This window comes from Bradyrhizobium sp. 154 (genome assembly GCF_023073875.1).
In the GTDB taxonomy this organism is placed as follows: Bacteria; Pseudomonadota; Alphaproteobacteria; order Rhizobiales; family Xanthobacteraceae; genus Bradyrhizobium.
Map to the genome: position 1 here is coordinate 44578 of NZ_JADPKG010000085.1, position 25095 is coordinate 69672.

A 25095-nucleotide genomic window follows, 5' to 3' on the forward strand; every position below is an offset into this window, starting at 1 on the left:
CCCGTCTTCGGCGGGCCGCCAGATCAGGACGGAGTGTGTGGCAGCAGGTTCAATGGGCGCCGACGCCGCTTTCCTCCTCGTATTGCCATCTCTGGCACGAGGCCCTCGATGTGCAGGCCTCAAGCGGCGCGCGAGCGTGCCTTTGTCTTTCGGACCTCCGGCGCCGCCGTCGCCGGGGTGCTGCGCGCACCCGGCCCAGGGTGAGTATGAACCTCCTTGGCCGACAGCGGCTCGCCGCATTCAGAGCACACCATGACCGGATCGAAGTCCTTTCCGCACTTGCGATGCTGGTGCAGCAAGGGCCGGCCGCGCTCGTCGACCATGTGGGTATCGCCCCAATGCACGATCGCCATCATGATCGGATAGAGGTCGAGGCCCTTCTGGGTCAGGATATATTCGTGGCGCTTGGGGGAGTCCTGGTAAGGAATGCGGCGCAGGATGCCCTGGCGAACCAGTTTCTTCAGCCGTTCGGCGAGCAAGTGCCGCGTGATCCCGAGCGCCGATTGAAATCCCTCGAAGCGGCGCGTGCGCAGGAAGCATTCGCGCAGGATCAGAAGAGTCCAGCGATCGCCGATCACGCCGATGGTTCGGGCCATCGAACATGGCTCTTCCTCGAGCTCTTTCCACTTCATTCACCCACTCCAATCGTCCCGGCATGGGCCGTCTCCAATCGCCACGGAGGCCGGCCACGGGCTTCGCATTCTAGATAGGTACTGAATTCCAAACAATACCCCTCCCGGTAGGCCAAATCAGCAGATTGCAGGTACGTTTGACAGTTCTATTTCAGAACTATATGCTTGACCGAACCTCGGGCTGGCGATCGGATCGCCGGTGACCGCCATTCGCTCTCCGGGAGAAGGCCCAGATGACCCTGAAGATTGAATTCCAGTTCGATTTCGGCAGCCCGAACGCCTACCTGGCGGAAGTTGTCATTCCCAGCATCGAGCAGCGCACCGGCGTGAAGTTCGCGTATGTCCCGGTTCTGCTCGGCGGCATCTACAAGGCGACCGGCAACATGTCGCCGTTCGACTCGCTTCGCGGGATCAAAAACAAGCCGGAATACCAGGCGTTGGAGACCCAGCGGTTCATCCGCCGCCACAACATCACGAAGTTTCGCCAGAATCCATTCTTCCCGGTCAACACGCTGATGCTGATGCGTGGCGCTGTCGCCGCCCAGCTCGAGGGTATGTTCGAGCCCTACTTCCGTGCCGCCTATCATCATATGTGGGAAGAGCCCAAGAAGATGGATGATCCGGAAATTTTCCGGAGCGCGTTCGTGTCCTCGGGGATCGACATCGACCGGTTGATTGCGCGCGCGCAGCAGGATGACGTCAAGAAGAGGCTGATCGATCTGACCAATGACGCCGTCAGCCGCGGTGCATTTGGTTCACCGACATTCTTCGTTGGCAAGGAGATGTTCTTCGGCAAGGACCAGATCCGCGACGTCGAGGAGTCGATCCTCGAGCAGACCAGACAACCTGTTTCCAAGACGGCTTGACGGCGCCGACTGTCCAGGTTGAGTGGCGAAAGCCAGTCGGACCCAAAGCAAACGCAAATTCAGGGAGAATGCCCATGCCCGGACCACTTCACGGCGTTCGAGTGCTCGATTTGACCGGCGTGGTGTCGGGTCCGTTCGCGACCATGTTTCTGGCGGACCAGGGCGCCGACGTGCTGAAGATCGAGCCAATCGGTGGCGACATCACCCGCCGCAGCCGTGCCACCATCGACAAGGAGGGCGAGTTCTCCGCACTGTTCATCTCGTCAAACCGCGGCAAGCGTTCGCTGTCGATCGACGTCAAGAGCGCGTCCGGGCGCGAGGTGCTCGCCAAGCTGATCGCGCAGTCCGATGTCCTGGTGCAGAATTTCCGGCCAGGTACCATGGAACGCCTCGGTCTCGGGGTCGAGGAATTGCGCCAGCGCCATCCGCGCCTGATCTACGTCTCGATCAGCGGCGTCGGTGATAGCGGCCCCTACGTGAAGAAACGGGTCTATGATCCGATCATTCAGGGCTTGTCCGGCTTCGCCGATATCCAGTCGCAGCCGGTCACGAACCGCCCGCAGATGATCCGCACCATCGTCTGCGACAAGACCACCGCGGTGTTCACCGCGCAGGCCGTGGCTGCTGCGCTCTATGCCCGTGAGAAGACGGGGCAGGGCGACCACATCCAAGTGGCGATGCTGGATACGATGATCTCCTACCTCTGGCCGGAAGGAATGATGCAGTACACGGTGGTCGGCGCCGAGGCAGCCGCGGCCGATCCGAATGATCGGCCGGACTTGGTGTTCAAGACCAGCGACGGCTACATCACCGCCGGTACCATCTCCGATTCCGAATGGCAGGGCTTTTGCCGTGCCTCCGGTGACCCCGAGCTCGCCAAGGATTCCCGCTTTGCGACGCCAGCGGCGCGCTCGGTCAATGCCACCGCGCGGATCAACAAGATGGCGGAATACATCAGCCAGCATACGACAGCCGAATGGCTGGAACGCCTCGACGCAGCGGATGTGCCTTGCGCGCCGATCCTGCGTCGGGCCGAGATCATCCACAACGAACAGGTCCTGGCCCGCGGCATCATCGCCGAATTCGATCAGCCGAAGGTCGGCCGGGTGCGGCAGCCGAGGCCGGCAGCTCGCTTCGAGGTCAACCAGGCCGCGATCGGCGGGCCGGCCCCCCGGGTCGGCGAGCATTCGCGCGAGGTACTGCGCGATCTGGGCTACGACGACCGTGCCATCGACAAGATGATCGCCGAGCGCAGCGTGCGCGCGGCCGTATAGACGGAAGCGCGCACCGGCGATTGCTCTCAGACGGTTGCCGATACCGGCGTAATTGGCGCCACGGGAACATTCGCCGCCTGGGCTCTGCAATACGCGTCCCGCCCGTGAATGCGCTCAAGGTATGGGTGCGCATTGTCGCAAATGTCGACCCCATAAGCGATGGCCCAATCGAGGCACGTCGTGAGCAGGAGGTCGGCGCTGGTGAATTGGTCGCCCATCAGGAACTGGCGCCCGTCCATCAGCGCGACCTCCACATGCCGCAATTGTTGCTGGAAATATTGGCCGGCTTGGGCGACGACCTCGGGGGCGACGCCATAGATGTGTCCGAGCGCATCCGCCCGGTGACGGCGCATGACATAGAGGCTCGTCGAATCGAGCTCGGCCACGACAAAGAAGCACCATTCGAGCCACGCGGCATAGTCGCGGGTGGCTTCCGGAATCAGCGAGCGCTCCGGCGTGGAATACATGCGCGACAGGTACGCGACGATCGCGGCGCTTTCACCGATGCAGAAGTCGCCATCCTGCAACAGCGGAATCTTCTGGCGGGGATTGAGCCGGGTGTATTCAGCGGTCTTGGTTTCGCCTGTCCGTGGTCCGATCGGCTTGACCTTGTAGGACAAGCCGAGTTCGTGCATCGCCCAATGTGCACGAATGGTGCGGCTTGTTCCGGCACCCCACAGGGTGAGGTCGGGTGTCGTACTCATCACCACTTCTCCACCGACGGGCGAAGATCGAGTTCATGGGTCCAGCCGTCGCGGCTCTGCTGATGCGTGAACCAATAGGCTTCTGCGATAGAAGAGGTCTTCGTCAGGCTGTCCGGCGGGATCTCGCTTGCCTCGATCCCCTTCGCCGCTTTCATGCGCTGGTGGATGGCTTCGCTGTCGACACCGGCGTCGATGATGAGATGGACGACGTGGATGTTCTTCGGCCCAAGCTCGCGCGCCATGGCCTGAGCCACCGCGCGAAGCCCGAACTTCGCCGACGAAAACGCCGCAAACCCCTGGCCGCCGCGAATGCTGGCCGTCGCACCGGTAAAGAAAAGGGTGCCGTGCCCGCGCGGCAGCATGACGCGCGCGGCCTCGCGCCCGACGAGAAATCCGGCGTAGCAGGCCAGCTCCCAGGCCTTGAAAAACAGTTTTTCGGAGGTCTCCACGAGAGGCTTGTTGACGTTCGATCCGGCATTGAAAAGGCAGACCTCGATCGGTCCGATCTTCTTTTCGATATCGGAAAAGAGCTTCTGGACCTCGGCTTCCTGCCGCGCATCGACGCTGAAGGCATGGATGCGATGGCCGTCAGCCGTCAGCTCGTCCACCAGCGCCTGGGATTTGGTTGCGTCACGCCGACAGATGCAAACTGTGTAGCCGCCTTTGGCAAAGCGCCGGGCGACGGCGGCCCCGATCGCATCGCCCGCGCCCACCAGGATCGCCACGCCGGGACCTTCCATGATCGCTTCTCCCTATAAGTTCTTATTTGATACCTATAGCTAGCCGTTCGCAGCAATGTTGTAAACGACGTTCTGTAAGTCCAAAGAAAAGCGACAGCTACTCTGCCGTTCCGGCGCGAAATCGCCGGATGGCAATTTAGCAATTGACGAGTTCTAAAAAAGAACGTTAACTCCAATCCGAATAGGCCTTGACAAAGAACCGGGCCGATCGTTCGGGAGGTTGGCAGTGGCGGGCTCTTTCAGGCGCGGTCGATATCGCCGGCGACCGGGTGATCACGGTGCGCGGACAGCGCATTATGCGGGATGCTCCGGCACCGGCAGAGCAGCTTCAACAGATCTAACCTAATCCGGGAGACGACCCTTGCAGAAGAGAAACGCAACCGTGGCCGTGATTGGTGCCGGCGACTATATCGGCAGCGAGATCGCAAAGAAGTTTGCCTCCGAGGGCTTCACAGTGTTTGCGGGGCGCCGCAACGGCGCCAAGCTCGATCCGCTCGTCAAGGAGATAGAGGCGGCCGGCGGCGAAATCCACGCGCGTTCGCTCGACGCGCGCAAGGAGGAGGAGATCATTTCCTTCCTGGGAGACGCCGACAAACATGCGCCGCTCGAGGTCTGCATTTTCAACATCGGGGCCAACGTCAACTTCCCTATCCTGGAAACGACCGAGCGCGTCTTTCGCAAGGTCTGGGAGATGGCCTGCTATTCCGGCTTTCTCGCCGGCCGCGAAGCCGCGCGGCTGATGCTGCCTCGCGGCAAGGGCAACATCTTCTTCACCGGCGCCACGGCGAGCCTGCGCGGCGGCATCGGCTATGCCGCCTTCGCCAGTGCCAAGTTCGGTCTGCGGGCCGTTGCCCAAGCCGCGGCGCGCGAACTGGGGCCGAAGAACATTCACATTGCGCATCTCATCATCGACTCCGGGGTCGACACCGAATGGGTGCGCCAGCGGCGGGTCGAGGCGCTCGGTCCGGACGCCCTCGACAATCCCGATCTCTTGATGCCGCCGTCGTCGGTCGCGGAATCCTATTGGCTGCTGTATCAGCAGCCGCGCAGCGCCTGGACCTTCGAGCTGGAGATCCGCCCCTTCGGTGAGAAGTGGTAGCGGAGACCGCTGCGATGGAGCTCAATCTTTCCAGTGAGGACGCTGCCTTTCGCGATGAGGTGCGCGCCTTCATCGCAGAGAATTATCCGGCGGAAATGCGCGTTCCGAATCCCGAGACCGATTTGACCAAGGAGCAATCGCTGCTCTGGCATCGCATTCTCTACAATAAGGGCTGGATCGCGCCGTTATGGCCCAAGAAGTATGGCGGTCCGGGCTGGTCGATCACGCAACGCTTCATCTTCGAGCAGGAGACCTCCCGGGCCGGAACGCTGCCGCCGCTCGCGTTCAGCGTGACCATGGTCGGGCCGGTGATCTACACGTTCGGCAACGAGGCGCAGAAGAGGCGCTTCCTGCCGCGGATTCTCTCCGGCGACGATTGGTGGTGCCAGGGCTATTCGGAGCCGGGCTCCGGCTCGGACCTTGCGACCGTCAGAACCAAGGCGGTGCGCGACGGCGACCACTACATCGTCAACGGCCACAAGACCTGGACCACGCTGGCGCAGCACGCCGACTGGATTTTCTGCCTGGTGCGGACCGACCCGAACGCGAAGCCGCAATCCGGCATCTCCTTCCTGCTGATCGACATGAAGTCGCCCGGCGTCACCGTGCGGCCGATCATCACGATCGACGGCAGCCACGAGGTCAACGACGTCTTCCTCGAGAACGTCCGCGTGCCGGTGGAGAACCTCGTCGGCGAGGAGAACAAAGGTTGGACTTACGCCAAGTTCCTGCTCGGCAACGAGCGGACCAGCATGGCGGGCATCGGCCGGTCGACCCGTTACATCGGGAAGCTGAAGCAGATCGTGAAGGCCGAGATACCAGCGCACGATCCGGCACATCTCGAGTTTCTGCGGGACATCGCCCGCATCGAGCTCGATGTCCTGGCTCTGGAGGCGACCGAATTGCGCGTGGTCGCCCAGATGGCGCGCGGCATCGACCCGGGGCCGGCGGCGTCGCTGTTCAAGATCCGCGGCACCGAGATATTCCAGAGCATCACCGAACTCACTCATCGCGCGATTGGCAATTACGGCCTTGCGATCCGCGAGCATCCGATCAGCACCAACCACTTCATGCCGGGCCCGGAGTACGCTCATACCGCGTCGGAGAAATATCTGAACGCGCGCAAGCTCAGCATCTACGGCGGATCGAACGAGATCCAGCGAAACATCATCGCCAAAGCAGTGCTCGGTCTTTAGGCGCGGCGCATCGGGAGGATCGGATGGACATCCAGTTTACGGAAGAGCAGGACATGCTGCGATCCAGCGTCCAGCGTTTGCTGCGCGACCAATACGATTTCGACACGCGCCGCAAGATCGTGGCGAGCGAGCAAGGCTTCAGCCGGAAGCATTGGGAGGCCTTCGCGGAGCTCGGGTTGCTCGCGGCGCCGTTCTCCGAGGAGGTCGGCGGTCTCGGCGGCGGTCCCTTGTCGACCATGATCATCATGCATGAGTTCGGCCGGCACCTCGTCATCGAGCCTTTCGTCGAAACGGTGGTGCTGGCCGGCGGCCTGATCGAGCAGATTGGCACGCCGGAGCAGAAACAAGCCTTCATCCCCGGCATCATCGACGGCACAAAGACCTGGGCTCTGGCCTGGACGGAGAAGGAATCGCGCTTCGATCTTGGCAATGTCACGACGACGGCGCGGCGCGAGGGCAATGACTACATCCTGAGCGGCGCGAAGACGATGGTGATCGCCGCGCCGTGGGCCGACGATCTGATCGTCTCGGCCCGGACCTCCGGCGATGACCGTGACCGTGGCGGCGTCAGCCTGTTCGTGGTCGATCGCCGCGCCGCCGGCGTCGATCTTCAGAGCTTCAAGACCATCGACGGCCGCCGCGCCGCCGAGATCAGCCTGCGCGAGGCTCGCGGGCAATTGCTCGGACTGGAAGGCGAGGGCGTTGCCGCGCTGGAGGCCTGCCGCGATCGCGCGATCGGCGCGCTCTGCGCGGAAGGCGTCGGTGCGATGGGCGAGCTGAATTCCGCCACACTGGAATATTCGAAGACCCGCAAGCAGTTCGGCACCACCATCGGCTCCTTCCAGGTGCTGCAGCATCGGATGGTCGACATGTTCATCGCGCATCAGGAGGCGCTCTCCCTGCTGCAACATCTCAACCTCAGCCTCGCTGCGGGCGATGTGGGACTCCCGCGGCTCGCCTCGGGCGCCAAGTCGAAGATCGGCTATGCCGGCAAGTTCGTCGCCGAGCAGGCGGTACAGCTTCATGGCGGCATGGGAATGACCGACGAGCTCAACGTCGGACATTATTTCAAGCGAATCTCCTCCATCAACATCCAGTTCGGCGATCCCGCGTTCCACGTGCTGCGCTACGCGCAGCTGGACGCAGCCGCGTAAACAGAGAGGCCAGCATGACGACTGAAGCAGTCATCGTTTCCACGGCTCGGACCGGCGTCGGCAAAGCCTATCGCGGCGCGCTCAACAACACGGACGGCCCCACCATGGCCGGGCATGTGATGGCCGAAGCAGTGAAGCGGGCCGGCATCGCGCCCGGCGAAGTCGAGGACGTGGTGATGGGCTGCGCGATGCAGCAAGGCACCATGGTGATGAACGTCGCCCGCAAGGGCGCGATCCGCGCTGGCCTGCCGGTCACCGTCGCCGGCACCACCATCGACCGCCAATGTGCGTCGGGGCTGCAGGCCATCGCAGTTGCAGCGCGGTCGGTCATGCTCGATGGCGTCGAAGTCGCGATCGGCGGCGGCATCGAGTCGATCAGTCTCGTGCAGAACGAGCACATGAACAAGTTCCACGCCGTCGACGATGAGCTGATGGCGATGAAGCCCGAAATGTACATGTCGATGCTCGAGACCGCCGAGATCGTCGCCGAGCGCTACAAGATCGGTCGCGACAAGCAGGATGAATATAGTCTCGAATGTCAACGGCGCGTCGGCGCTGCTTGGCAGGCCGGCCGGTTCAACGACGAGATCGTGCCATTCACGACCAGGATGGCGCTTGTCAACAAGGACACCAAGGAGGTCACCTACGAGGAGGTGACGCTGACAAAGGACGAAGGCCCACGCCCCGAGACCACGGCCGAGGGCCTGTCGAGGATCAAGCCGGTGTTCGAAGGCAAAACGATCAGCGCGGGCAATGCCAGCCAGCTTTCGGACGGTGCTTCGGCCTGCGTCATCATGAGCGACAGGATCGCGGCCAGGAAGGGCCTCAAGCCGCTCGGCATCTTCCGCGGCTTCGTCGCCGCTGGCGTCGAACCCGACGAGATGGGCGTCGGCCCGATCGTCGCGATCCCGCGCTTGCTCAAGCGCCATGACCTCAAGATCGACGACATCGATCTTTGGGAGCTGAACGAGGCTTACGCGGTGCAGGTGATTTATTGCCGCGACAAGCTCGGCATCGACCCGGACAAGCTCAACGTCAACGGCGGATCGATCGCGATCGGTCATCCCTACGGCATGACCGGAGCGCGGCTTACCGGCCACCTCCTTCTCGAGGGCCGGCGGCGCAAGGCAAAGTACGGCGTGGTGACCATGTGCATCGGCGGCGGCATGGGCGCGGCGGGACTGTTCGAAATCATTCACTGAGCGGAAAACGCGGGGAGGTCATTCGTGAAGACAGCGATCACTGAACTGTTCGGCATCGAACATCCGATCATCCAGGGTGGGATGCACTATGTCGGCTTTGCCGAACTCGCAGCCGCGGTGTCGAATGCCGGCGGGCTCGGAATCATCACCGGCCTGACGCAGCGAACGCCGGAACTGCTGGCTAAGGAGATCGCGCGCTGCCGCGACATGACGGATAAGCCATTCGGGGTGAACCTGACTTTCCTGCCCACCTTCAGCGCGCCGCCCTATCCGGAATACATCGCTGCGATCAGAGAGGGCGGCGTCAAGATCGTCGAAACCGCCGGGCGCAGCCCCGAACAGTACATGCCGGCCTTGAAGGCGGGCGGCATCAAGGTGATCCACAAATGCACCTCGGTCCGACATTCGCTGAAGGCCGAGCAGATCGGCTGCGATGCCGTCAGCGTCGATGGCTTCGAATGCGGCGGCCATCCGGGCGAAGACGACATGCCCAACATGATCCTGTTGCCGCGTGCGGCCGAGGAACTGACGATCCCGTTTGTTGCCTCCGGTGGCATGGCGGACGCGCGCAGCCTGGTTGCGGCGCTGGCAATGGGCGCCGCCGGCATGAACATGGGCACGCGCTTCATCGCCACCAAGGAGGCGCCGGTGCACGAGAACGTCAAGAATGCCTTGGTGCGGGCGTCGGAGCTCGATACAAGGCTGGTCATGCGGGCGCTCCGCAACACCGAGCGGGTCCTGAACAACAAGGGCGTCGAGCAGCTGCTCGGGGTCGAGCGGGAGAAAGGCAAGAGCCTCAAGATCGACGACATCCATGATCAGGTGGCGGGCGTCTATCCCAAGGTGATGATCGAGGGCGATATGGACGCGGGCGCCTGGAGCTGCGGCATGGTCGTCGGGCTCATCCGCGACATTCCAACCGTGAAGGAGCTGGTCGACCGCATCATGGCGGATGCCGAGCGACTGATTAGGGGCAGGCTTACGGGATTTCTCGACGCCGACAGCGGGGCCGCGCTGAAGGTGGCGTGAAGCCGCGGCGAGCGGCTCGGCCTTTTGTGGATCGAGCAGCAAAGAGACTTGGCCTGCCGCATCGATGCGAGCCAAGGTTCCTCGCGCTCAATTGACGTTGTCGCCGAACATGTTGCGAAAGGCCGTCGCCACCGCGGCGACGCCGCTCACGCCTTGCATCAGCGCGATCTCACCTTGCTGCTCATGGCGGAGGGCATGAGCCATGATGCGCAGGCGCGGATCGCCACGGCTATGCCACATCTGGTCCGCCATCTTCACCGCACCCCGATGATGCAACGTCATCATCTCGACAAAGAGGCGGGCGAACGCCTCGGGCGCGGCGATCCTGACTTGACGCATCTCGGCCGGCGTCAGAAAGCCCGGCATGGCGGAGCGCTCCTGCGCGGTGCAGTCCGGCATCTCCGTGTCGAACCAGCTCAGCCACCAGTTCTCGAAGATTGTTTTCTCGCCGGTCTGGCTTGCGATCATCAGCATCGCGAGCTTCTGCAAATGCGGGTCTTGCGCACGCTCGGTTGCGATCCGCGCAAGCTCGATGCCTTGCGCGTGGTGGGTGGTCATGTGCCGGATATAGGCTTGGTCGACATCCCTGTCGCGTCCCATCCACGGCAGCTCGTAGCCATGGCGGCCGAAAAAAGCGATCGTCCCGAGCAGTGCGATCACGACCAGGGCGCCGGTGATCCAGGCATTGGTGAAGCGCAGATCGCGGGCGGGCGTATCGCTGTGGGCCCAGCGCAGCCGCGCGAACAGGGGATACATCACGGCCGACGAGCCGTGCACCAGAAGCCCGATCCAGTAGGGCTGCTGCAGCGTGAACAGGGGCTGCCAGAACGGAAAAAGCGGTACCAGCACGAACCATTCCATGCCTGAGGAAAACACCGCCCAGGGCAGCGCGAGCAGCAGGATCGTCAGCGGCCGCAAGTCCGCCGTCCAGCGTCCCAGCACGCCGAAGAAGACAACCGCCCAGGAAAAGTCCGCCCATTGATGGAACGCGATGCCGGTGACGACCGCGCTCCATGAGGGCTCGGCGCTGATCGCCCAGTCGCGCGCCGGAATGGTGGCGACAATCATCCAGTCGACCGCTGCATCGCGGCCGATCCGGGCGGCGAAGAGCTGGCTCACGATGGTCGAGAAGGTGCTGCTGATCAGGCCGAGCGCGATGGCCGCGGTCCAGCGCGAGCGGCGTCGCCTCCTGGTGACGTAAAGCGCCGGCTCGGACGGCGCGTTCACGTCAGCTGCTGGAGCTTCTTCAGCGGATTGAGCTCGCTCGGTTTGTCCTGTTCGTCGCGGCCGCGCTCCGCCTCGGCCTTGCCGTCGTCGTGGAGTTCCTGATCCCCGACGATCTCGCCGACGGCCTGTTTCGCCTTGCCGGCGATCCGCTGCTTAAGACCCTTCACCTTGCCCATTGCAGCCTCCAAGCTCACGCCGCCGCCCCGGCCCCAAAGGGGGGAATGAGCGCCGGAGCTAGCGGTTTCGTCCAAAATGCGTCCGGCAGCACGGGGGGAGATGCCGGAGGCGTTGATCAGACTCCTCGGCGCGCCGATGGTTCCTCCGATCATCGCCGCGCGAGCTCGATGATCACGCCTTCATTGCCCCGAAGCAGGATCGATGCATCCGGCAATGCTTCGCACGGCCGGTCCAGGTGCGTCGACATCAGCAGGCGCCCGCGGCCCTGCCAGTGCCATCTTCGCGGCTCGGCGGCCATGTTGAGCGCGACCAGCACTTCGCTTGGGCCCGCCAGGCGCTTGAAGGCGAGCACGTCGTTTTGCGAGCGTAGCGGCGCGTGGCTGCCGTCGCGCAGACAGGCATGCTCGCGCCGTAACGCGATCAGCGCGCGAAACAGCGCCAGGAGGGAACGCTCGTCCCGTCTCTGCTGCGCCACGTTTGGCGCATCGCCGGGCCCGAGGGGCAGCCACGGGCTGCCCGTGGTGAATCCGCCGCTCTCGCCGTCATCCCAGCGCATCGGCGCGCGCTCGGGGTCGCGGCAAAGTCCATAGCCCGGCACGAGCTTCTCGAAGGAATCGTGAACGCGATCGGCCGGAATGGGAACGCGCTTGCGGCCGATCTCGTCGCCCATGAAGAAGAACGGCGTTCCACGCAGCGTCATCAACAGCATCGCGAGCACGCGCATCTGCGCCGCACCGATCTTGCTCGCGATCCGCTGCTTGTCATGCCCGCCGATCACCCACACCGGCCAAGCGCCCTTGGGAATGGCGTTGAGATAGGCGTCGATGGTCGCCTGGAGCGACAGCGCGTCCCATTGCGAGTCCAGCAGCGCAAAATTCAGCGGCAGGTGCAGGCGAGGTCGATCGTTGCCGTAGAAGTGGCCGATCCGGTCGATCTTGCCCTGAACTTCGCCGCACAACACCCGGTCCGGATAGCCATCGATCACCTCCCGGATGAATTCGATGCACGACATCGTCTCCGGCCGGTCGTCGGTAAATACGAGCGTATGGCGTTGTGGCGGCGGCCTGTCCTTGGCTTTCGGGTTCGGTGGATTGTCGCGCAAGAGATCGTCCTTGATCAGCACGGCGCTGGCATCGACGCGAAAGCCGTCGACGCCGCGGTCGAGCCAGAAGCGTATGACGTCGGCGATCGCTGCTCTCACGTCCGGATTGCGCCAGTTCAGGTCGGGCTGCTCGACCAGGAAGGAGTGGTAATAATATTGCCGCCGCGCCTCACACCATTCCCAGGCGCTGCCGCCGAAACGACTGAGCCAATTGTTCGGCGGCCCGCCATTCTCGGCCGGATCGGCCCAGACGTACCAATCGGATTTCGCGCTGTGGCGCGAACTGCTGCTCTCGACGAACCAGGCATGGTCGTCGGCGGTATGATTGGGGACAAGGTCGAGAATGACCCGGATGTCTTCCGCGTGCAGGGCACTGAGGAGGCGATCGAACGCGTCGAGCGTGCCGAAACTCGGGTCGATTGAACAATAATCGGAGATATCATAGCCGAAATCGCGAAAGGGGGTGCGGTAGATCGGCGTGAGCCACACCGCATCGACGCCGAGCCATTTCAGGTAGTCGAGCCGCGACATCAAGCCGGCGAGGTCGCCTTTGCCGTCGCCATTGGAATCCTGGAACGAGATCGGCGCGATTTCATAAACGACTGCGGATTGCCACCACGCGCGTTCGTCACGGGATTCGTTCATTGCCTCGATTCACCTCGTTACGGTTGGTCTCTCGCGCGAGCTCAGGATCGCTCGGGCATGGGGTGCGCGGCGATCTGCTTCGCGCCGCTTCTGGCGTTTTCCAGCCCCTTGGGGAAGCCGCTGCGGTTCGGATAGAGCTTGCGCCTTGCTTCGCGCGGCGGCCGCCGCGGCCTGGTGTCCTGCGCGGCGCGATAGTCGAGCATGGCGATGCCCCCGACCATCAGGAGGGCCAGCGCGATATTGCTTTTCTTGGGATTGTCGGATGTCAGTCCGGAGAGCAGCGCGGCGGCATCGAGGCCGTCGCCGCCGACGCGGGCCCAGAGGCCGGCGTTCTTGTCCACGGACAGCGACATGATCCCGGCAAGGATCTCCCGCACGCCGAAGGCGCGGACCAGCGTCTCATGGCCTTCCATGCCCAGCGTCGCGGTGATGCGCCGTGGCGCAAGGAATTCCACGGCGCCGAGACCGATACTGAACCAGCCGAGCGCGCGGGCGAGCTGGTCTTCCGGTCGCTTCAGGCTCGGCCCGCCCTCGAGGATTTTCGGATCACCCTTGGTGCGGACGATGTTGGAGAAGTGAAACATGGCGGACTTCCTCAGGGCTTCAGCACGACCTTGACGCAGGAGTCCCGCTTGTCGCGAAACACCTGGTACATCTCGGGGCCTTGGCTGAGCGGCACGGTATGGGTGATGACGAAGGACGGATCGATCTCGCCTTGCTCGATGCGGCGGAGCAGGTCGTCGGTCCAGCGATTGACGTGGGTCTGGCCGGTCCGCATCGTCAGCCCCTTGTTCATGAACGCGCCCATCGGCATCTTGTCAGAGAAGCCGCTATAGACGCCCGCGACCGAGATGATGCCGCCGGGACGGCAGACATAGATCATCTCGCGCAGCACGTGGGGCCGGTCGCTCTCCAGCATCACCATCTGCTTGGCGCGGTCGAGCAGCGTGTCCGGTTGCGAGGCCATCACATGCGCCTCCATGCCGGCGCAATCGATGCACTTCTCCGGTCCCTTGCCGTCGGTGAGTTCGTTCAGCCGTTCAACCACGCTCTCGGTCTCGAAATTGATCGTGGTGGCGCCGCCGGCTTCCGCCATGCTGAGCCGCTCGGGCAGGCAATCGATCGCAATCACCTGGTTGGCGCCGAGCAGGATGGCGCTGCGGATCGCCATCTGCCCGACCGGGCCGCAGCCCCAGATCGCGACAGTGTCGGTCGGTTCGATGTCGCACTGCACCGCGGCCTGCCAGCCGGTCGGGAAGATGTCGCTGAGGAACAACAGCTGCTCGTCGGGGATGCCGGCGGGAACCTTGATGTGCGTGGCATCGGCATAGGGCACACGCAGATACTCCGCCTGCCCGCCGGGATAGCCGCCGGTCAGATGCGTGTAGCCGAACAGGCCGGCGCAGGAATGACCGAACACCTTCTCAGCCAGATGACGCTTGCGGTTGGTGGTCTCGCAGACCGAGAAATTGCCGCGCTTGCACTGGTCGCATTCGCCGCAAATGATGGTGAACGGCACGACGATGCGGTCGCCTTTCTTCAGCTTGCCGTCGACGCCGGAGCCGACCTCGACCACTTCACCCATGGTCTCATGGCCCATGATGTCACCGGGCAGCATGCCTGGGATGAAATTGTGGAAGAGGTGCAGGTCCGAACCACAGATGGCGCAACTCGTGACCTTGATGATGGCGTCCCGCGGGTCTTGGATCTCCGGGTCGGTGACGCTGTCGCACCGGATGTCCTCCTTGCCATGCCATACCAGCGCCTTCATCTCCGTCCTCCGCCATCAATCACGTGGCATCTAAGTCCAGGAATGAACGATGGTTGCTATGCGACGCGCAAATTCCTCGCACTGCACGAGCTTGGGGCGAAATTGGAACAGGGTGGCCGGTCGGGCGATTGGGCGTCATCATCCCAATCCGCAAGGATATGCCCTATGCCCGCCAATCAACTCGCCGTCGTCACCGGCGCCTCAACCGGTATTGGCCTGGAACTCGCCAGGTGCTGCGCCCAGGCAGGTTTCAATCTCGTCATCGCCGCGGACGAGCCCGCGATCGAGCGGGTGGCCGTCGACCTGCGTAGGCTCGGCGGTAGCGTGGAGCCGGTCGAGACCGATCTCGCCACCACTGAAGGTGTCGATAAGCTCTGCGCCGCGATTGCCGACCGGCCGATCGACGCGCTGCTGGCGAATGCCGGCATCGGCCTCGGCCGGGCCTTCCTCGATCAGGATTTCCAACGCATCAGGCGCGTCGTCGACACCAACATCACCGGCACGCTTGACCTGATCCACCGCGTCGGCAATGCGATGCTGCGCCGCAACTCCGGGCGCATTCTCATCACGGGCTCGGTCGCCGGCTTCACGCCCGGCAGCTTCCAGGCGGTGTACAACGCCTCCAAGGCTTTTCTTGACTCGTTCTCCTTCGCTCTGCGCGAAGAGCTGCGCGATAGCGGTGTCACCGTCACTTGCCTGATGCCCGGCGCCACCGACACTGAATTCTTCCGCCGGGCCGAAATGATGGACACCAAGGTCGGCACCGAGCAGAAGGATGGCGCTTACGACGTAGCCAAGGCCGGCTTCGATGCAATGCTGCGGGGTGAGGCCGATATCGTCACCGGGTTGAAGAACAAGATCCAGACGACGGTCGCCAACATCACGCCGAACGAGATGCTGGCCAAGCAGCATCGGAAGATGGCCGAGCCGGGCACGGCAAAATCGTAGCGCGTGAGTGCACCAACTCTCGCGGCTCGCCGTAAACGGCGTCTGGTTCCGTCCGCTTTGCCGGCGAAAGCGCTGACCTTTGCGTAACCGGCGGGGCCGCCGACTGCAGAGGAGGACTGGCGTTGGTGAACATGGCCGCTGCATCATCATCGAAGACCGCCGTCTATGCCGCGCTTGCCGGCAATTTGCTCGTCGCGGTCACCAAGATCGGCGCCGCCATATGGACGGGAAGCTCGGCGATGACCAGCGAGGCCGTGCACTCCGTGGTCGATACCTCCAATGAGGTGCTGCTGCTCTACGGCTACCGTCGCGCCAGCCGTCCAGCGGACGAATCCCATCCGCTCGGCTATGGGCGCGAATTGTATTTCTGGAGCTTCATCGTCGCCCTGCTGATCTTTGCGCTCGGTTCGGGCGTCTCGCTCTATCAGGGCGTCGTGCATGTCGTCGCGCCTGACCCGATCGAGGATCCCATCGTCAGTTTCATCGTGCTCGGGCTGTCGTTCCTGTTCGAGGGCGCCTCGTGGCTGGTCGCACTGCGGCGTTTCCGCTCGGACGCGGCGCGGTTTGGCTACTATCAGGCCTTTGTCCGCAGCAAGGACCCGCCCGCCTTCATGGTGCTGCTCGAGGACAGTGCGGCGCTGGTCGGTATCGTCATTGCGGCCGCGGCAACGGCGGCGGCGGTATGGCTGGCGCAGCCGGTGTGGGACGGCGTCGGCTCGATCCTGATCGGGATTCTCCTGGGGATCACGTCCGTCGGGCTCGCCCGCGAGAGCAAGAGTCTATTGATCGGCGAGCCGGCGCACCCTGAGCTTGCGCGATCGATCCTCGAGATCGCGCGGCGCTCGCCGGGTGTGCTACAAGCCAACGGGCTCCTGACGGTACAACTATCCCCTGACGAGATCGTCGCCGCCCTCAGCGTCGAGTTCGCCGACGAGAAGCGCGCCGACGATATCGAGCAATGCGTGATCTCGCTCGAGAGTGAAATCCGCAAGCATCATCCGAGCGTCGCGGCCCTGTTCATCAAGCCCCAGACGAACGCGCGCTTTCACGCCGTTCGGGCGAAACGCTGGAGCCGGAGGTCCTAGCCACCGGCGGCGTTTGCGGCGCCCGGCACCACCAAGCCAAAGAAAGCTCCGAGCCTTGGCAGATGTGATGCAGCGAGCGTATTGCAGCCGTCATGAAATTCTGCGGGCGCGAGCGTGCTGGCCGCGACAGGCCATCGCCGTCAGGGACTTGAGATCATCCCAGTCAAACAACACAGGTCCCCAACGGCCGCAGCCATTCTAACGCAAGGGATCTACATCAGTGTGCTTCGAGCGCAGAATCCCTGAGGGAAGCGGACGCGCTTTGCGACCGCCACGCGAATCCGCACAGCGGATCGGCCTGCACCACTATTGTCGCGCAGCGATGGCGGTCATCTCGAGCTTGACGCCCGAGCCGAGATCGGCGACGCCAATTGCGGCCCGCGCCGGCAGATGAGCTTCTGCAAAGTGCGCCTTCCAGGCCGCATTGAACTCGGCCTTCTCCTTCAGGTCGGTCATGTAAATGGTCACCTGCAAGATGTTGGTCAGATCGGATCCGACGGTCTTCAGCAGCTGCGCCAGTTGCCGGAGGACGTCGTTTGCCTGGCCCGACATATCGAGGCTCGTGTCCTCGGGAACGATTCCACCGATGTAAAGCACGCCATTGTGCTCGACCACTTCGTGGAGCAGACCTTCGTAAGGCGAGACGCGCTTGATCATGATGAGACCGTTGTGGCTTGAGGGGAGGGACGCATATCGCACAGGTTGAGGACCAATACGAGCCCCGTGCCGCGCTCGTGCTCCGCTCGATGCCTTGCCCTTCACACACGGGAGCCCGGCGTTTGCATCAGCCCGGATCTCGATGACATCGGGATGCGGATCGCTATACTGCCACCACATACCGGAACAAGGACGATCTAATGGACGACACGATTGGCTTCCCCGACCCCGGCCTCGACCTGTCCGACGGCTTCAAGCCGCATACTTCGCATTGGGGCGTGTTTTCCGCGCGTCAAGGCAAGGCCGGGCTCGAGGTGAGGGCCTATGCGGGGGATCCCGATCCGAACGGCATCATCGACAATTTTCCGGGCGCTCTGCGGCATCAGGTCCGCATCGCCCAGCCGGCGATCCGCCGCGGCTGGCTCGAGCGCGGTCCCGGCCCGGACGATCGCCGCGGCCGCGACGAATTTGTCTCCGTGAGCTGGGAGAAGGCGCTCGATCTGCTCGGTGACGAGCTGGCGCGTGTCCGCGACACGCACGGCCCCGGCGCCGTGTTCGGCGGCTCCTATGGCTGGTCGAGCGCGGGCCGCTTTCATCACGCCCAGAGCCAGGTGCATCGCTTCCTCAACATCGCGATGGGCGGCTATGTGCGCTCGGTCAACACCTATTCTTCCGGCGCGTCCTCGGTGCTGCTGCCGCAGATCCTGGCCGGATACGAGGATATCACCAAGCGCAACGTCACCTGGGAGCAGATCGCCTCTGACACCGAGATCGTGCTGGCCTTCGGCGGCATGGCGCTAAAGAATTCCATGGTCGCCGGCGGCTCGATCAGCAAGCATGTCGAGCGCGGCGCCATGGCAGCGGCACGCCGGCGCGGCTGCGAGTTCGTCCTGGTCAGCCCGCTGCGCGACGATCTTCCGGTCGAAGCCGGCGCCGAATGGCTGAGCTGCGTGCCCGGCACCGATACCGCGCTGATGCTCGGCATCGTCCACACGCTGGTGAGCGAAGGCTTGCACGATCAGGCCTTCCTCGATCGCTATACGGAGGGGTGGCCCGTCTTCCTGCGCTATCTCACCGGCGAGAGCGATGGGCAAGCGAAGCACGCCGAATGGGCCGCCCCGATCTGCGGCGTCGACGCCGACAATATCCGCGCGCTGGCGCGCCGGCTCGCCGGAAAGCGCGCACTCATCACCGTATCGCATTCGCTGCAGCGCGCCGAACATGGCGAGCAGCCAGTGTGGATGGGGCTGGTGCTGGCGGCAGCGCTCGGCCAGATCGGTCTGTCCGGCGGTGGCTATGCCTATTCGTTAGGTGCGATCGGCTATTACGGCCGCCGCGTCAACGACGTGCCAGGACCGACGCTGGGGCAGGGCCGCAACGGCGTTGCCGATTTCATTCCGGTCGCGCGCATCGCGGACATGCTGCTCCACCCGGGCGCTACCTACCGTTACAATGGCGAGACGCGCACCTATCCGGACATCCGCCTCGTCTACTGGGCCGGCGGCAATCCCTTCCATCACCACCAGGACATCAACCGTCTGCGCAAGGCGTTTGCGAAAGTCGACACGCTGGTCGTGCACGAGCTCGGCTGGACCGCGACGGCCCGGCATGCCGACATCGTGCTGCCCGCGACCATGACGCTGGAGCGCGAGGACATCGGCTATTCCACCAACGATCCCCTCATGGTCGCCATGCACCGGATCGCCGAGCCGTTTGGTCTTTCGCGCGACGACTATGAGATCTTCGCCGATCTCGCCGAGCGTCTCGGTGCGCGCGAACCTTTCACTGAAGGCCGCAGCTCGCGGCAGTGGCTCGAGCATCTGTATGAGCCGACCCGCGCCTCGCTGGCCAAGCGTGGCCTGGAGGCGCCGAGCTTCGATGAATTTTGGCAACGCGGCAGCCTGATCGTGCCGCAGCAGCCCGATGACGGCGGCAGGCTGCGCCGCTTCCGTGAGGATCCCACAGGTCACGCCTTGCCGACGCCGAGCGGCCGCATCGAGATCTTCTCGGCGAAGATCGCAGGCCATGGTGATGCGGATTGTCCCGGTCATCCGGTCTGGCTGGAGAAGACCGACACACCGAAGCCCGGTGCGCCGTGCTTCCTCGTCGCCAACCAGCCGGTGACGCGCCTGCATAGCCAGCTCGATTTCGGCGGCCATTCGCTGGCCGCCAAACACCGCGGCCGCGAGGTCGCGCGCATGAATCCGCGTGACGCTGATGCGCGCGGCATCAGGGATGGCGATATCATCCGCCTGTTCAACGACCGCGGCGCCTGCCTTGCCGCAGTTCACGTCACCGACGGCATCGCGCCCGGCGTGGTGCAACTGCCGACCGGCGCGTGGTATGACCCGATGGATCCCGAGGACGACGCGCCGCTCTGCGTGCACGGCAATCCGAACGTGCTCACCCGCGACATCGGCACCTCGTCCCTGGCGCAAGGTTGCACGGGGCAGTTGACAGCGGTCGAGGTGGAAAAGTTCACGGGCAATCTGCCACCGATCCGGGCGTTCGATCCGGTGTAGGGTATTCGTCGAAGCCCGGATGGAGCGCGAGCGTATTCCGGGACCGCTCGTCCAGCATCGGCCGCTCACGCCCGGGCGCGCGATGTCCGGTGCTGCTCCTTCGTGACGATGCCTGCCGACAGCGTGACCAGACCCATCAGCGCGGCGAGCAGCCAGAACGCCGTTGGCAGCCCACTGGCGCGAGCAACGAAGCCGACGCCGGCGGGACCGAGGAGGACGCCGGCATAGCCGGCAGTCGTGATCGCCGCGACGGCGAGGCCCGTTGGCATGGCTTTCTGCTTGGCCGCCCCGCGGAACAGCACCGGCACCAGATTCGATGCGCCGAGGCCGATGAGCAGGAAGCCGGCTATGGCAACCGCCGCAACGGGAGCCGTGAGCAGGACCACGAAGCCCGCGATGGCGATGAGGCTTCCCCACAACAGCGTGGCGCGGTCTCCGATGCGTGCGACGACGGCGTCGCCGCCGAGCCGCCCCACGGTCATCGCGATCGAGAACACCATATAGCCGGCGCCGCCTTGCGCCTCCGAGACGAGACCCGCGCCGATGACGAGCAGAGCTCCCCAATCGAGCATCGCGCCTTCGACGAGGAAGGTGATGGCGCCAAGCAGCGCGAGCAGGAGCACCGATCCGTGCGGCAGCACGAACAGAGGGCCGTCCTGCACCTGCGCTGAGCGGAGCAGGCGCGGCCAGGTCACCAACATCGCGATCAACATCAGGATAGAGCAGACCAGCGCGCAGGTGAGCGCGCCGAATTGCAGCGAGAGCAGTGCCGTCATCAGCGCAGAGCCGGCGAAACCGCCGATGCTGAACAGCGCGTGGAAGCCGGACATCAGCGGACTGGCTGCGGCGCGCTCCACCTCCACCGCATGGATGTTCGTGGCGACGTCGATCGAGCCGAGCGCGGCCCCGAACGCAAAGAGCGCCAGCGCCAGCGCTGAGGGCGAGCTTGCGATCGCAAGCAGCGGCAACACCAGGGCGAGACCGAGCCCGCCCGCGATGATGATCGGTCTGCTGCCGTAGCGCGCACTCAGCACGCCGGTCAGAAGCATGGCGAGGACCGAGCCGATGCCGAGGCTGAGCAGCAGCAATCCGAGCATGCCGTCGTCGACGCCGAGGCGCGTCTTCGCGAACGGCACCAGCGGTGCCCAGCACGCAATGCCGAAGCCCGCGACGAGGAAGGCGAGCCGGGTCGCAAGGCGTGTTGCCGGCCGATCGGCAGAAAGCATGGGAACTCCGGGGGAGCATGGGCGGGCGGCCGACAAGCCCCAGGATTGCCGCGCCATTATGTCCGAGCGGTGCACGAATTGTCGCAGGCAGCTCGTGAAAAATGCAAGCGGGCGCCGGCGGGGGAGAGGCCCCATGGCCCCGCGCATCGGCTGGGCGAGGTGGGACTAGGCGCCCCAGCTGGTGAAATGTGGATGGATGTAAACAGACTAGCCAGGCCGGCGCGGGTCCGTGAGGCAAAACACCCGATCGTTTCCATATGTGTCGGCGTCAAGCCCTAAGGGAAAAAATATTTCGCTTTACCGAAATTCGGAAATGGCGTATGTGTCGCCCATCCCGGCTCATCCGAGAGGGGCGGTCATGTGTCGTGATGATCGCGGAGCCGGGCTTGCGGTGGACGCGGCAGCGTCGGGCGCGAGAGGCCAGGGGCAGGGCGGATTGCTCTCCGTGAGCCCTTAAACTTCGCGCAGACGGACGGCGCTGTCAGGTTCGTCGCGCCAGCATGTCGATGGCAAGGTGCACAACGCCGTCGAACCCTGCGGCGCAGGCGAGCCGCGCGTACGGCAAAACCGTGTGGTCCTGGCCGTCGTTGCTACGGTCAAGCTCTTGCGGATGCGGCATTGGCGTCAACCGGCGCGGTGTCCGTGACTTCTACGAGGGCGAGGGAGGCCAGAACGAATTCGGCTCCCAGGAGAGCGCGGCATAAGCCGTCAAACCACTGCGCAGGGAAGGCCGTGTGTTGGGCTTCACCTGTATGCCGCTGTGCAGTTTTCTGCGTGTGCCTTTCGCACAGCAGACCGTGGGTGCCAGCCGGCATCCGGCCTTCCCTGCGCCCTCCCGGCTTTGAGGGTGGAGCGCCGAAGCAAAGCTCGGGCGAAATCCGCCGCGAGAATGCGAAGGCGTGTCTGCGACTACACGCGCTGTCTTCGCTCGGCCTTGGCCGGGCGATCCAGTACTCCGAGACCGTTGTGGATCAATCGACAGGCCGTGGCGTACTAAATTCCCCGCTTTCGCGGGGAGAAGCTCGTTCTAACCGCCGAGGATGCGCCGACAGGCATCGACGAACACCTGCGCGCCGGTGACGATGTCGGCATCGGCGGTATTCTCGGTCCAGTGGTGGCTGATGCCGCCGATCGATGGTACGAACAGCATCCCCGCGGGCATGATCGTTGCCAGCATCTGCGCATCGTGCCCGGCGCCGCTGGGCATGCGGACCGATCGCCCGCCGGCCAGGGCCTTGCTTGCGGCTTCGATCGCATCCTGAAAGCCGGCGTTCATCATGGCCGGCGCGCCGGTGCGCAGTTTCTCCACCGCGACGGTGCAGGGGCCCTTCGCATTGACCTCGTCCGCCATAGTCCGCAGCAACTGCTCCAACCGCGCGATGACCGCCGGGTCGTCGTCGCGCATCTGGAACAGCATTTCCGCGCCGCCAGGAATGATGCTGGGTGCGCCGGGATCGAGCGTGATGCGACCGGTGGTCCACACCGTGCGCGGGCCGCAGGCATCAGGGAAACGCTCGTCGATCGCGACGCAGAATTTGGCCAGCGCCAGGCCCGCATCCTTTCGCACGGCCATGCGCGTGGTGCCGGCGTGGTTCTGCTCGCCGACGAACTTGATCCGGTATTGCCAGATGCCGACGATGGAGGTCACGACGCCGATCGCGAGGCGGCCACTTTCGAGCGTGTCGCCCTGCTCGATATGGGCCTCCAGATATCCGACGTGCCGGCCGGGCGGGGCGGTGATGCGCGGACGTCCTGCGAGCCCCATGTCGGCGAGTGCGTCGCGCATGGTGCGGCCGCTGGTGCGGTCGCGGGCAGCATCGATGTCGGCCTCGGTCACCTGACCGACATAGGAGCGTGAGCCGAGGAAATGCCCAAAATGTCCTTCCTCGTCGCACCAGGCGGCGACCTCGACCGCGCCTTCGAACGAGGGATCGGCGTTGAGCACGCGTGCCGCCTCGAGCGCATAGACGACGCCGAGCGGACCGTCGAGCCAGCCGGCGTAGTTCTGGCTCTCAAGATGCGATCCCGCCAGCAGCTTCGGTCCCGGCTTCGCGCTGGTACCGAAGACGTTGCCGATGCCGTCGATGGCAGCGGAGAGGCCGGCGTCAGGCAGCTTCCGGATCAGCCAGTCCAGCGAAAGCTTGTGCGGCTCGGAGAAGGTCGGCTTGTGCACGCCGGTCTTGTAGGCGCCGATGGCGCGCAGCGCGTTGAGGTCGGCGAGGACGCGTTTCCCGTCGGCGCAGGGCGGAGTGTCAGGCATGTTCGGCAACCTTCAGCGCCTCGGTGCGAATCTCCTCGACCAGCCGCTCCTTGAGCTTGACGAATTCCGGCGTGGTCTTGATCTTGTAGGAGCGCGGATGCGGCAGCTCCACATGGATCTCGGCCTTGATCCGGCCCGGGCGCGCGCTCATGACGACGACGCGGCTACCGAGGAAGATCGCCTCCTCGATGTCGTGGGTCACGAACAGCACCGTCTTCTGGTCGCGCTCCCAGATCCCCAGCAGCATCTCCTGCATCAAGGCGCGGGTCTGGTTGTCCAGCGCGCCGAACGGCTCGTCGAGCAGCAGGATCTTCGGATCGTTGGCGAGCGCGCGAGCGATCGCGGTGCGCTGCTGCATGCCGCCGGAGAGTTGCTTCGGCCAGTGGTTCTCGAAGCCGGACAGTCCGACCTGGCGGATGAAGGCATCGGCGATCCGTTTGCGCTCGTCTTGCGGCACGCCGCGCTCGCGCAGGCCGAAGGCGATGTTCTCGCGCACGGTCAGCCAGGGGAACAACGTGTAGGACTGGAACACCATGCCGCGATCTGCGCCAGGGCCGGCCACCTCGCGCCCGTCAAGCGTGACTCGCCCGCTGGTCGGGCGATCCAGGCCCGCGACGATGCGGAGCAGCGTGGACTTGCCGCAGCCCGATGGGCCGAGGATCGTAACGAAATCGTTGTTGCCGATGATGAGATTGGTCGGCTCCAGCGCCTTGGTCGGCGCGTTGCCGTGGCGTGCCGGGAAGGTGCGCGAAACCTGTTCGATCTTGAGCGTCGTCATGCGAGCTTCCATGGAAACAGCCAGGCATTGAACGCCTTGAACAGGAAGTCCGAGATCAAGCCAATCAATCCGATCACGATGATGCCGAAGATGATCTGGCCGGTGTTGAGCAGCGCCTGACTGTCGGTGATCATGTGGCCGATGCCGGAGGACGAGCCGATCAGTTCGGCGACGATGACGTAGGTCCAGGCCCAGCCCAGCACCAGCCGCAGGATTTCCGCGATCTCGGGCGCGGAGGAAGGCAGCAGCACGCGGCGGATGATGCCGCGGTCGCTGGCCCCGAGTGTATAGGCCGCCTCGACCAGGTCACGGCGCGTCGCGCCGACGGTCACGGCGACCATCAGGATGACCTGGAACACCGAGCCGATGAAGATGACGAGCAGCTTCTGCAACTCGCCGATGCCGGCCCACAGGATCAGGAGCGGAATGAATGCGGAGGCAGGCAAGTAGCGCGCAAAGGAGACGAACGGTTCGAGGAACGCTTCGACCGGCTTGTAGGCGCCCATGAGCACGCCAAGCGGCACCGCGATGATCGCGGCGAGAGCGAAGCCGCCGACGACGCGCCAGATCGTCATGCCGATATCGTAGACGAAGCCCTGCTTGGCCAGCAGGTCATACCCTTCCTGCACCATGGTCAGCGGGTTGGCGAGGAAGGTCTTCGACACATGGCCGCCGAGCGTTGCCCACGACCAGAGGGCAACGAACAGCACGAAGAATGCAAGGCCGTACGCCATGCGTTGCTTCGATGTCACGGGATCCAGGGGACGCATCAAACTGTCTATCCGAATAGCCGATCATGCG

Annotated in this window: 24 protein-coding genes; 10 read left to right on the plus strand and 14 right to left on the minus strand. The window is 64.3% G+C overall.

What is annotated here, in order from left to right:
• Positions 1-119: 119 nt before the first annotated feature.
• Positions 120-632 carry a helix-turn-helix domain-containing protein gene (locus tag IVA92_RS19760; RefSeq protein WP_247280440.1) on the minus strand — a complete coding sequence of 171 codons (513 nt, stop codon included), beginning with the start codon at positions 630-632 and terminating at the stop codon, positions 120-122.
• Between the two features lie 233 nt (positions 633-865).
• Between IVA92_RS19760 and IVA92_RS19765 the strand changes: the two genes are divergently transcribed.
• Positions 866-1498, plus strand: coding sequence for a 2-hydroxychromene-2-carboxylate isomerase (locus tag IVA92_RS19765; protein ID WP_247280441.1), 633 nt, complete (start codon positions 866-868; stop codon positions 1496-1498).
• 74 nt (positions 1499-1572) lie between these two features.
• Complete coding sequence (locus tag IVA92_RS19770) at positions 1573-2772, plus strand: CoA transferase (RefSeq protein ID WP_247280442.1); 1200 nt, start codon at positions 1573-1575, stop codon at positions 2770-2772.
• 26 nt (positions 2773-2798) lie between these two features.
• On the opposite strand, the gene IVA92_RS19775 is transcribed toward IVA92_RS19770, so the two are convergent.
• Both IVA92_RS19775 and IVA92_RS19780 read right to left on the minus strand, forming a co-directional pair.
• The gene (locus IVA92_RS19775) at positions 2799-3476 is read right to left on the minus strand and encodes a glutathione S-transferase family protein (protein WP_256464860.1); all 678 of its coding nucleotides are present in this window, start codon (positions 3474-3476) and stop codon (positions 2799-2801) included.
• On the minus strand, positions 3476-4216 hold the full coding sequence (locus IVA92_RS19780; RefSeq protein WP_247280444.1) for an SDR family NAD(P)-dependent oxidoreductase: 741 nt from the start codon (positions 4214-4216) through the stop codon (positions 3476-3478). The genes IVA92_RS19775 and IVA92_RS19780 overlap by 1 nt, the downstream gene beginning before the upstream one ends.
• A 361-nt stretch (positions 4217-4577) precedes the next feature.
• Here IVA92_RS19780 and IVA92_RS19785 point away from each other — a divergent pair, with 361 nt between their 5' ends.
• From IVA92_RS19785 to IVA92_RS19805, 5 genes are read left to right on the plus strand one after another with little or no spacing between them, the layout of a single operon-like run.
• Complete coding sequence (locus tag IVA92_RS19785; protein ID WP_247280445.1) at positions 4578-5315, plus strand: SDR family oxidoreductase; 738 nt, start codon at positions 4578-4580, stop codon at positions 5313-5315.
• 14 nt (positions 5316-5329) lie between these two features.
• Positions 5330-6511 (plus strand): acyl-CoA dehydrogenase family protein, encoded by a 1182-nt coding sequence (locus IVA92_RS19790; RefSeq protein WP_247280446.1) that lies wholly within the window; start codon positions 5330-5332, stop codon positions 6509-6511.
• A 23-nt stretch (positions 6512-6534) separates the two neighbouring features.
• On the plus strand, positions 6535-7665 hold the full coding sequence (locus IVA92_RS19795) for an acyl-CoA dehydrogenase family protein (protein ID WP_247280447.1): 1131 nt from the start codon (positions 6535-6537) through the stop codon (positions 7663-7665).
• Between the two features lie 14 nt (positions 7666-7679).
• Entirely contained in the window at positions 7680-8867 is a 1188-nt protein-coding gene (locus IVA92_RS19800; RefSeq protein ID WP_247280448.1) for an acetyl-CoA C-acyltransferase, read from the plus strand.
• A 24-nt stretch (positions 8868-8891) separates the two neighbouring features.
• Complete coding sequence (locus IVA92_RS19805; protein WP_247280449.1) at positions 8892-9896, plus strand: nitronate monooxygenase family protein; 1005 nt, start codon at positions 8892-8894, stop codon at positions 9894-9896.
• Between the two features lie 87 nt (positions 9897-9983).
• On the opposite strand, the gene IVA92_RS19810 is transcribed toward IVA92_RS19805, so the two are convergent.
• From IVA92_RS19810 to IVA92_RS19830, 5 genes are all read right to left on the minus strand, one after another.
• The gene (locus IVA92_RS19810; protein ID WP_247280450.1) at positions 9984-11123 is read right to left on the minus strand and encodes a DUF305 domain-containing protein; all 1140 of its coding nucleotides are present in this window, start codon (positions 11121-11123) and stop codon (positions 9984-9986) included.
• On the minus strand, positions 11120-11299 hold the full coding sequence (locus IVA92_RS19815) for a CsbD family protein (RefSeq protein ID WP_247280451.1): 180 nt from the start codon (positions 11297-11299) through the stop codon (positions 11120-11122). Before IVA92_RS19815 ends, IVA92_RS19810 begins: the two co-directional genes overlap by 4 nt.
• A gap of 149 nt (positions 11300-11448) precedes the next feature.
• Positions 11449-13047: an alpha-amylase family glycosyl hydrolase gene (locus IVA92_RS19820; protein ID WP_247280452.1), complete on the minus strand. Its 1599-nt coding sequence runs from the start codon at positions 13045-13047 to the stop codon at positions 11449-11451.
• Between the two features lie 41 nt (positions 13048-13088).
• The gene (locus tag IVA92_RS19825; protein WP_247280453.1) at positions 13089-13631 is read right to left on the minus strand and encodes a hypothetical protein; all 543 of its coding nucleotides are present in this window, start codon (positions 13629-13631) and stop codon (positions 13089-13091) included.
• Between the two features lie 11 nt (positions 13632-13642).
• Positions 13643-14818, minus strand: coding sequence for a zinc-dependent alcohol dehydrogenase (locus tag IVA92_RS19830; protein WP_247280454.1), 1176 nt, complete (start codon positions 14816-14818; stop codon positions 13643-13645).
• Positions 14819-14983: 165 nt separating this feature from the next.
• Here IVA92_RS19830 and IVA92_RS19835 point away from each other — a divergent pair, with 165 nt between their 5' ends.
• Positions 14984-15766, plus strand: coding sequence for an SDR family NAD(P)-dependent oxidoreductase (locus tag IVA92_RS19835; protein WP_247280455.1), 783 nt, complete (start codon positions 14984-14986; stop codon positions 15764-15766).
• A 131-nt stretch (positions 15767-15897) separates the two neighbouring features.
• Positions 15898-16851: a cation diffusion facilitator family transporter gene (locus tag IVA92_RS19840; RefSeq protein WP_247280456.1), complete on the plus strand. Its 954-nt coding sequence runs from the start codon at positions 15898-15900 to the stop codon at positions 16849-16851.
• A gap of 306 nt (positions 16852-17157) precedes the next feature.
• On the opposite strand, the gene IVA92_RS19845 is transcribed toward IVA92_RS19840, so the two are convergent.
• Entirely contained in the window at positions 17158-17508 is a 351-nt protein-coding gene (locus tag IVA92_RS19845) for a RidA family protein (protein WP_247280457.1), read from the minus strand.
• Between the two features lie 200 nt (positions 17509-17708).
• On the opposite strand from IVA92_RS19845, the gene IVA92_RS19850 reads away from it, so the two are divergent.
• Positions 17709-20030: a molybdopterin guanine dinucleotide-containing S/N-oxide reductase gene (locus IVA92_RS19850; protein ID WP_247280458.1), complete on the plus strand. Its 2322-nt coding sequence runs from the start codon at positions 17709-17711 to the stop codon at positions 20028-20030.
• 65 nt (positions 20031-20095) lie between these two features.
• Here the strand turns inward: IVA92_RS19850 and IVA92_RS19855 are convergent, their stop codons facing one another.
• From IVA92_RS19855 to IVA92_RS19875, 5 genes are all read right to left on the minus strand, one after another.
• On the minus strand, positions 20096-21256 hold the full coding sequence (locus IVA92_RS19855; RefSeq protein WP_247280459.1) for an MFS transporter: 1161 nt from the start codon (positions 21254-21256) through the stop codon (positions 20096-20098).
• A 481-nt stretch (positions 21257-21737) separates the two neighbouring features.
• Positions 21738-21875, minus strand: a complete 138-nt coding sequence (locus IVA92_RS19860; protein WP_247534299.1) for a hypothetical protein — start codon at positions 21873-21875, stop codon at positions 21738-21740.
• Between the two features lie 408 nt (positions 21876-22283).
• Positions 22284-23516, minus strand: coding sequence for a Zn-dependent hydrolase (locus tag IVA92_RS19865; protein WP_247280460.1), 1233 nt, complete (start codon positions 23514-23516; stop codon positions 22284-22286).
• Positions 23509-24294: an ABC transporter ATP-binding protein gene (locus IVA92_RS19870; RefSeq protein ID WP_247280461.1), complete on the minus strand. Its 786-nt coding sequence runs from the start codon at positions 24292-24294 to the stop codon at positions 23509-23511. Before IVA92_RS19870 ends, IVA92_RS19865 begins: the two co-directional genes overlap by 8 nt.
• Complete coding sequence (locus IVA92_RS19875) at positions 24291-25064, minus strand: ABC transporter permease (protein ID WP_247280626.1); 774 nt, start codon at positions 25062-25064, stop codon at positions 24291-24293. Before IVA92_RS19875 ends, IVA92_RS19870 begins: the two co-directional genes overlap by 4 nt.
• Positions 25065-25095: the final 31 nt, after the last annotated feature.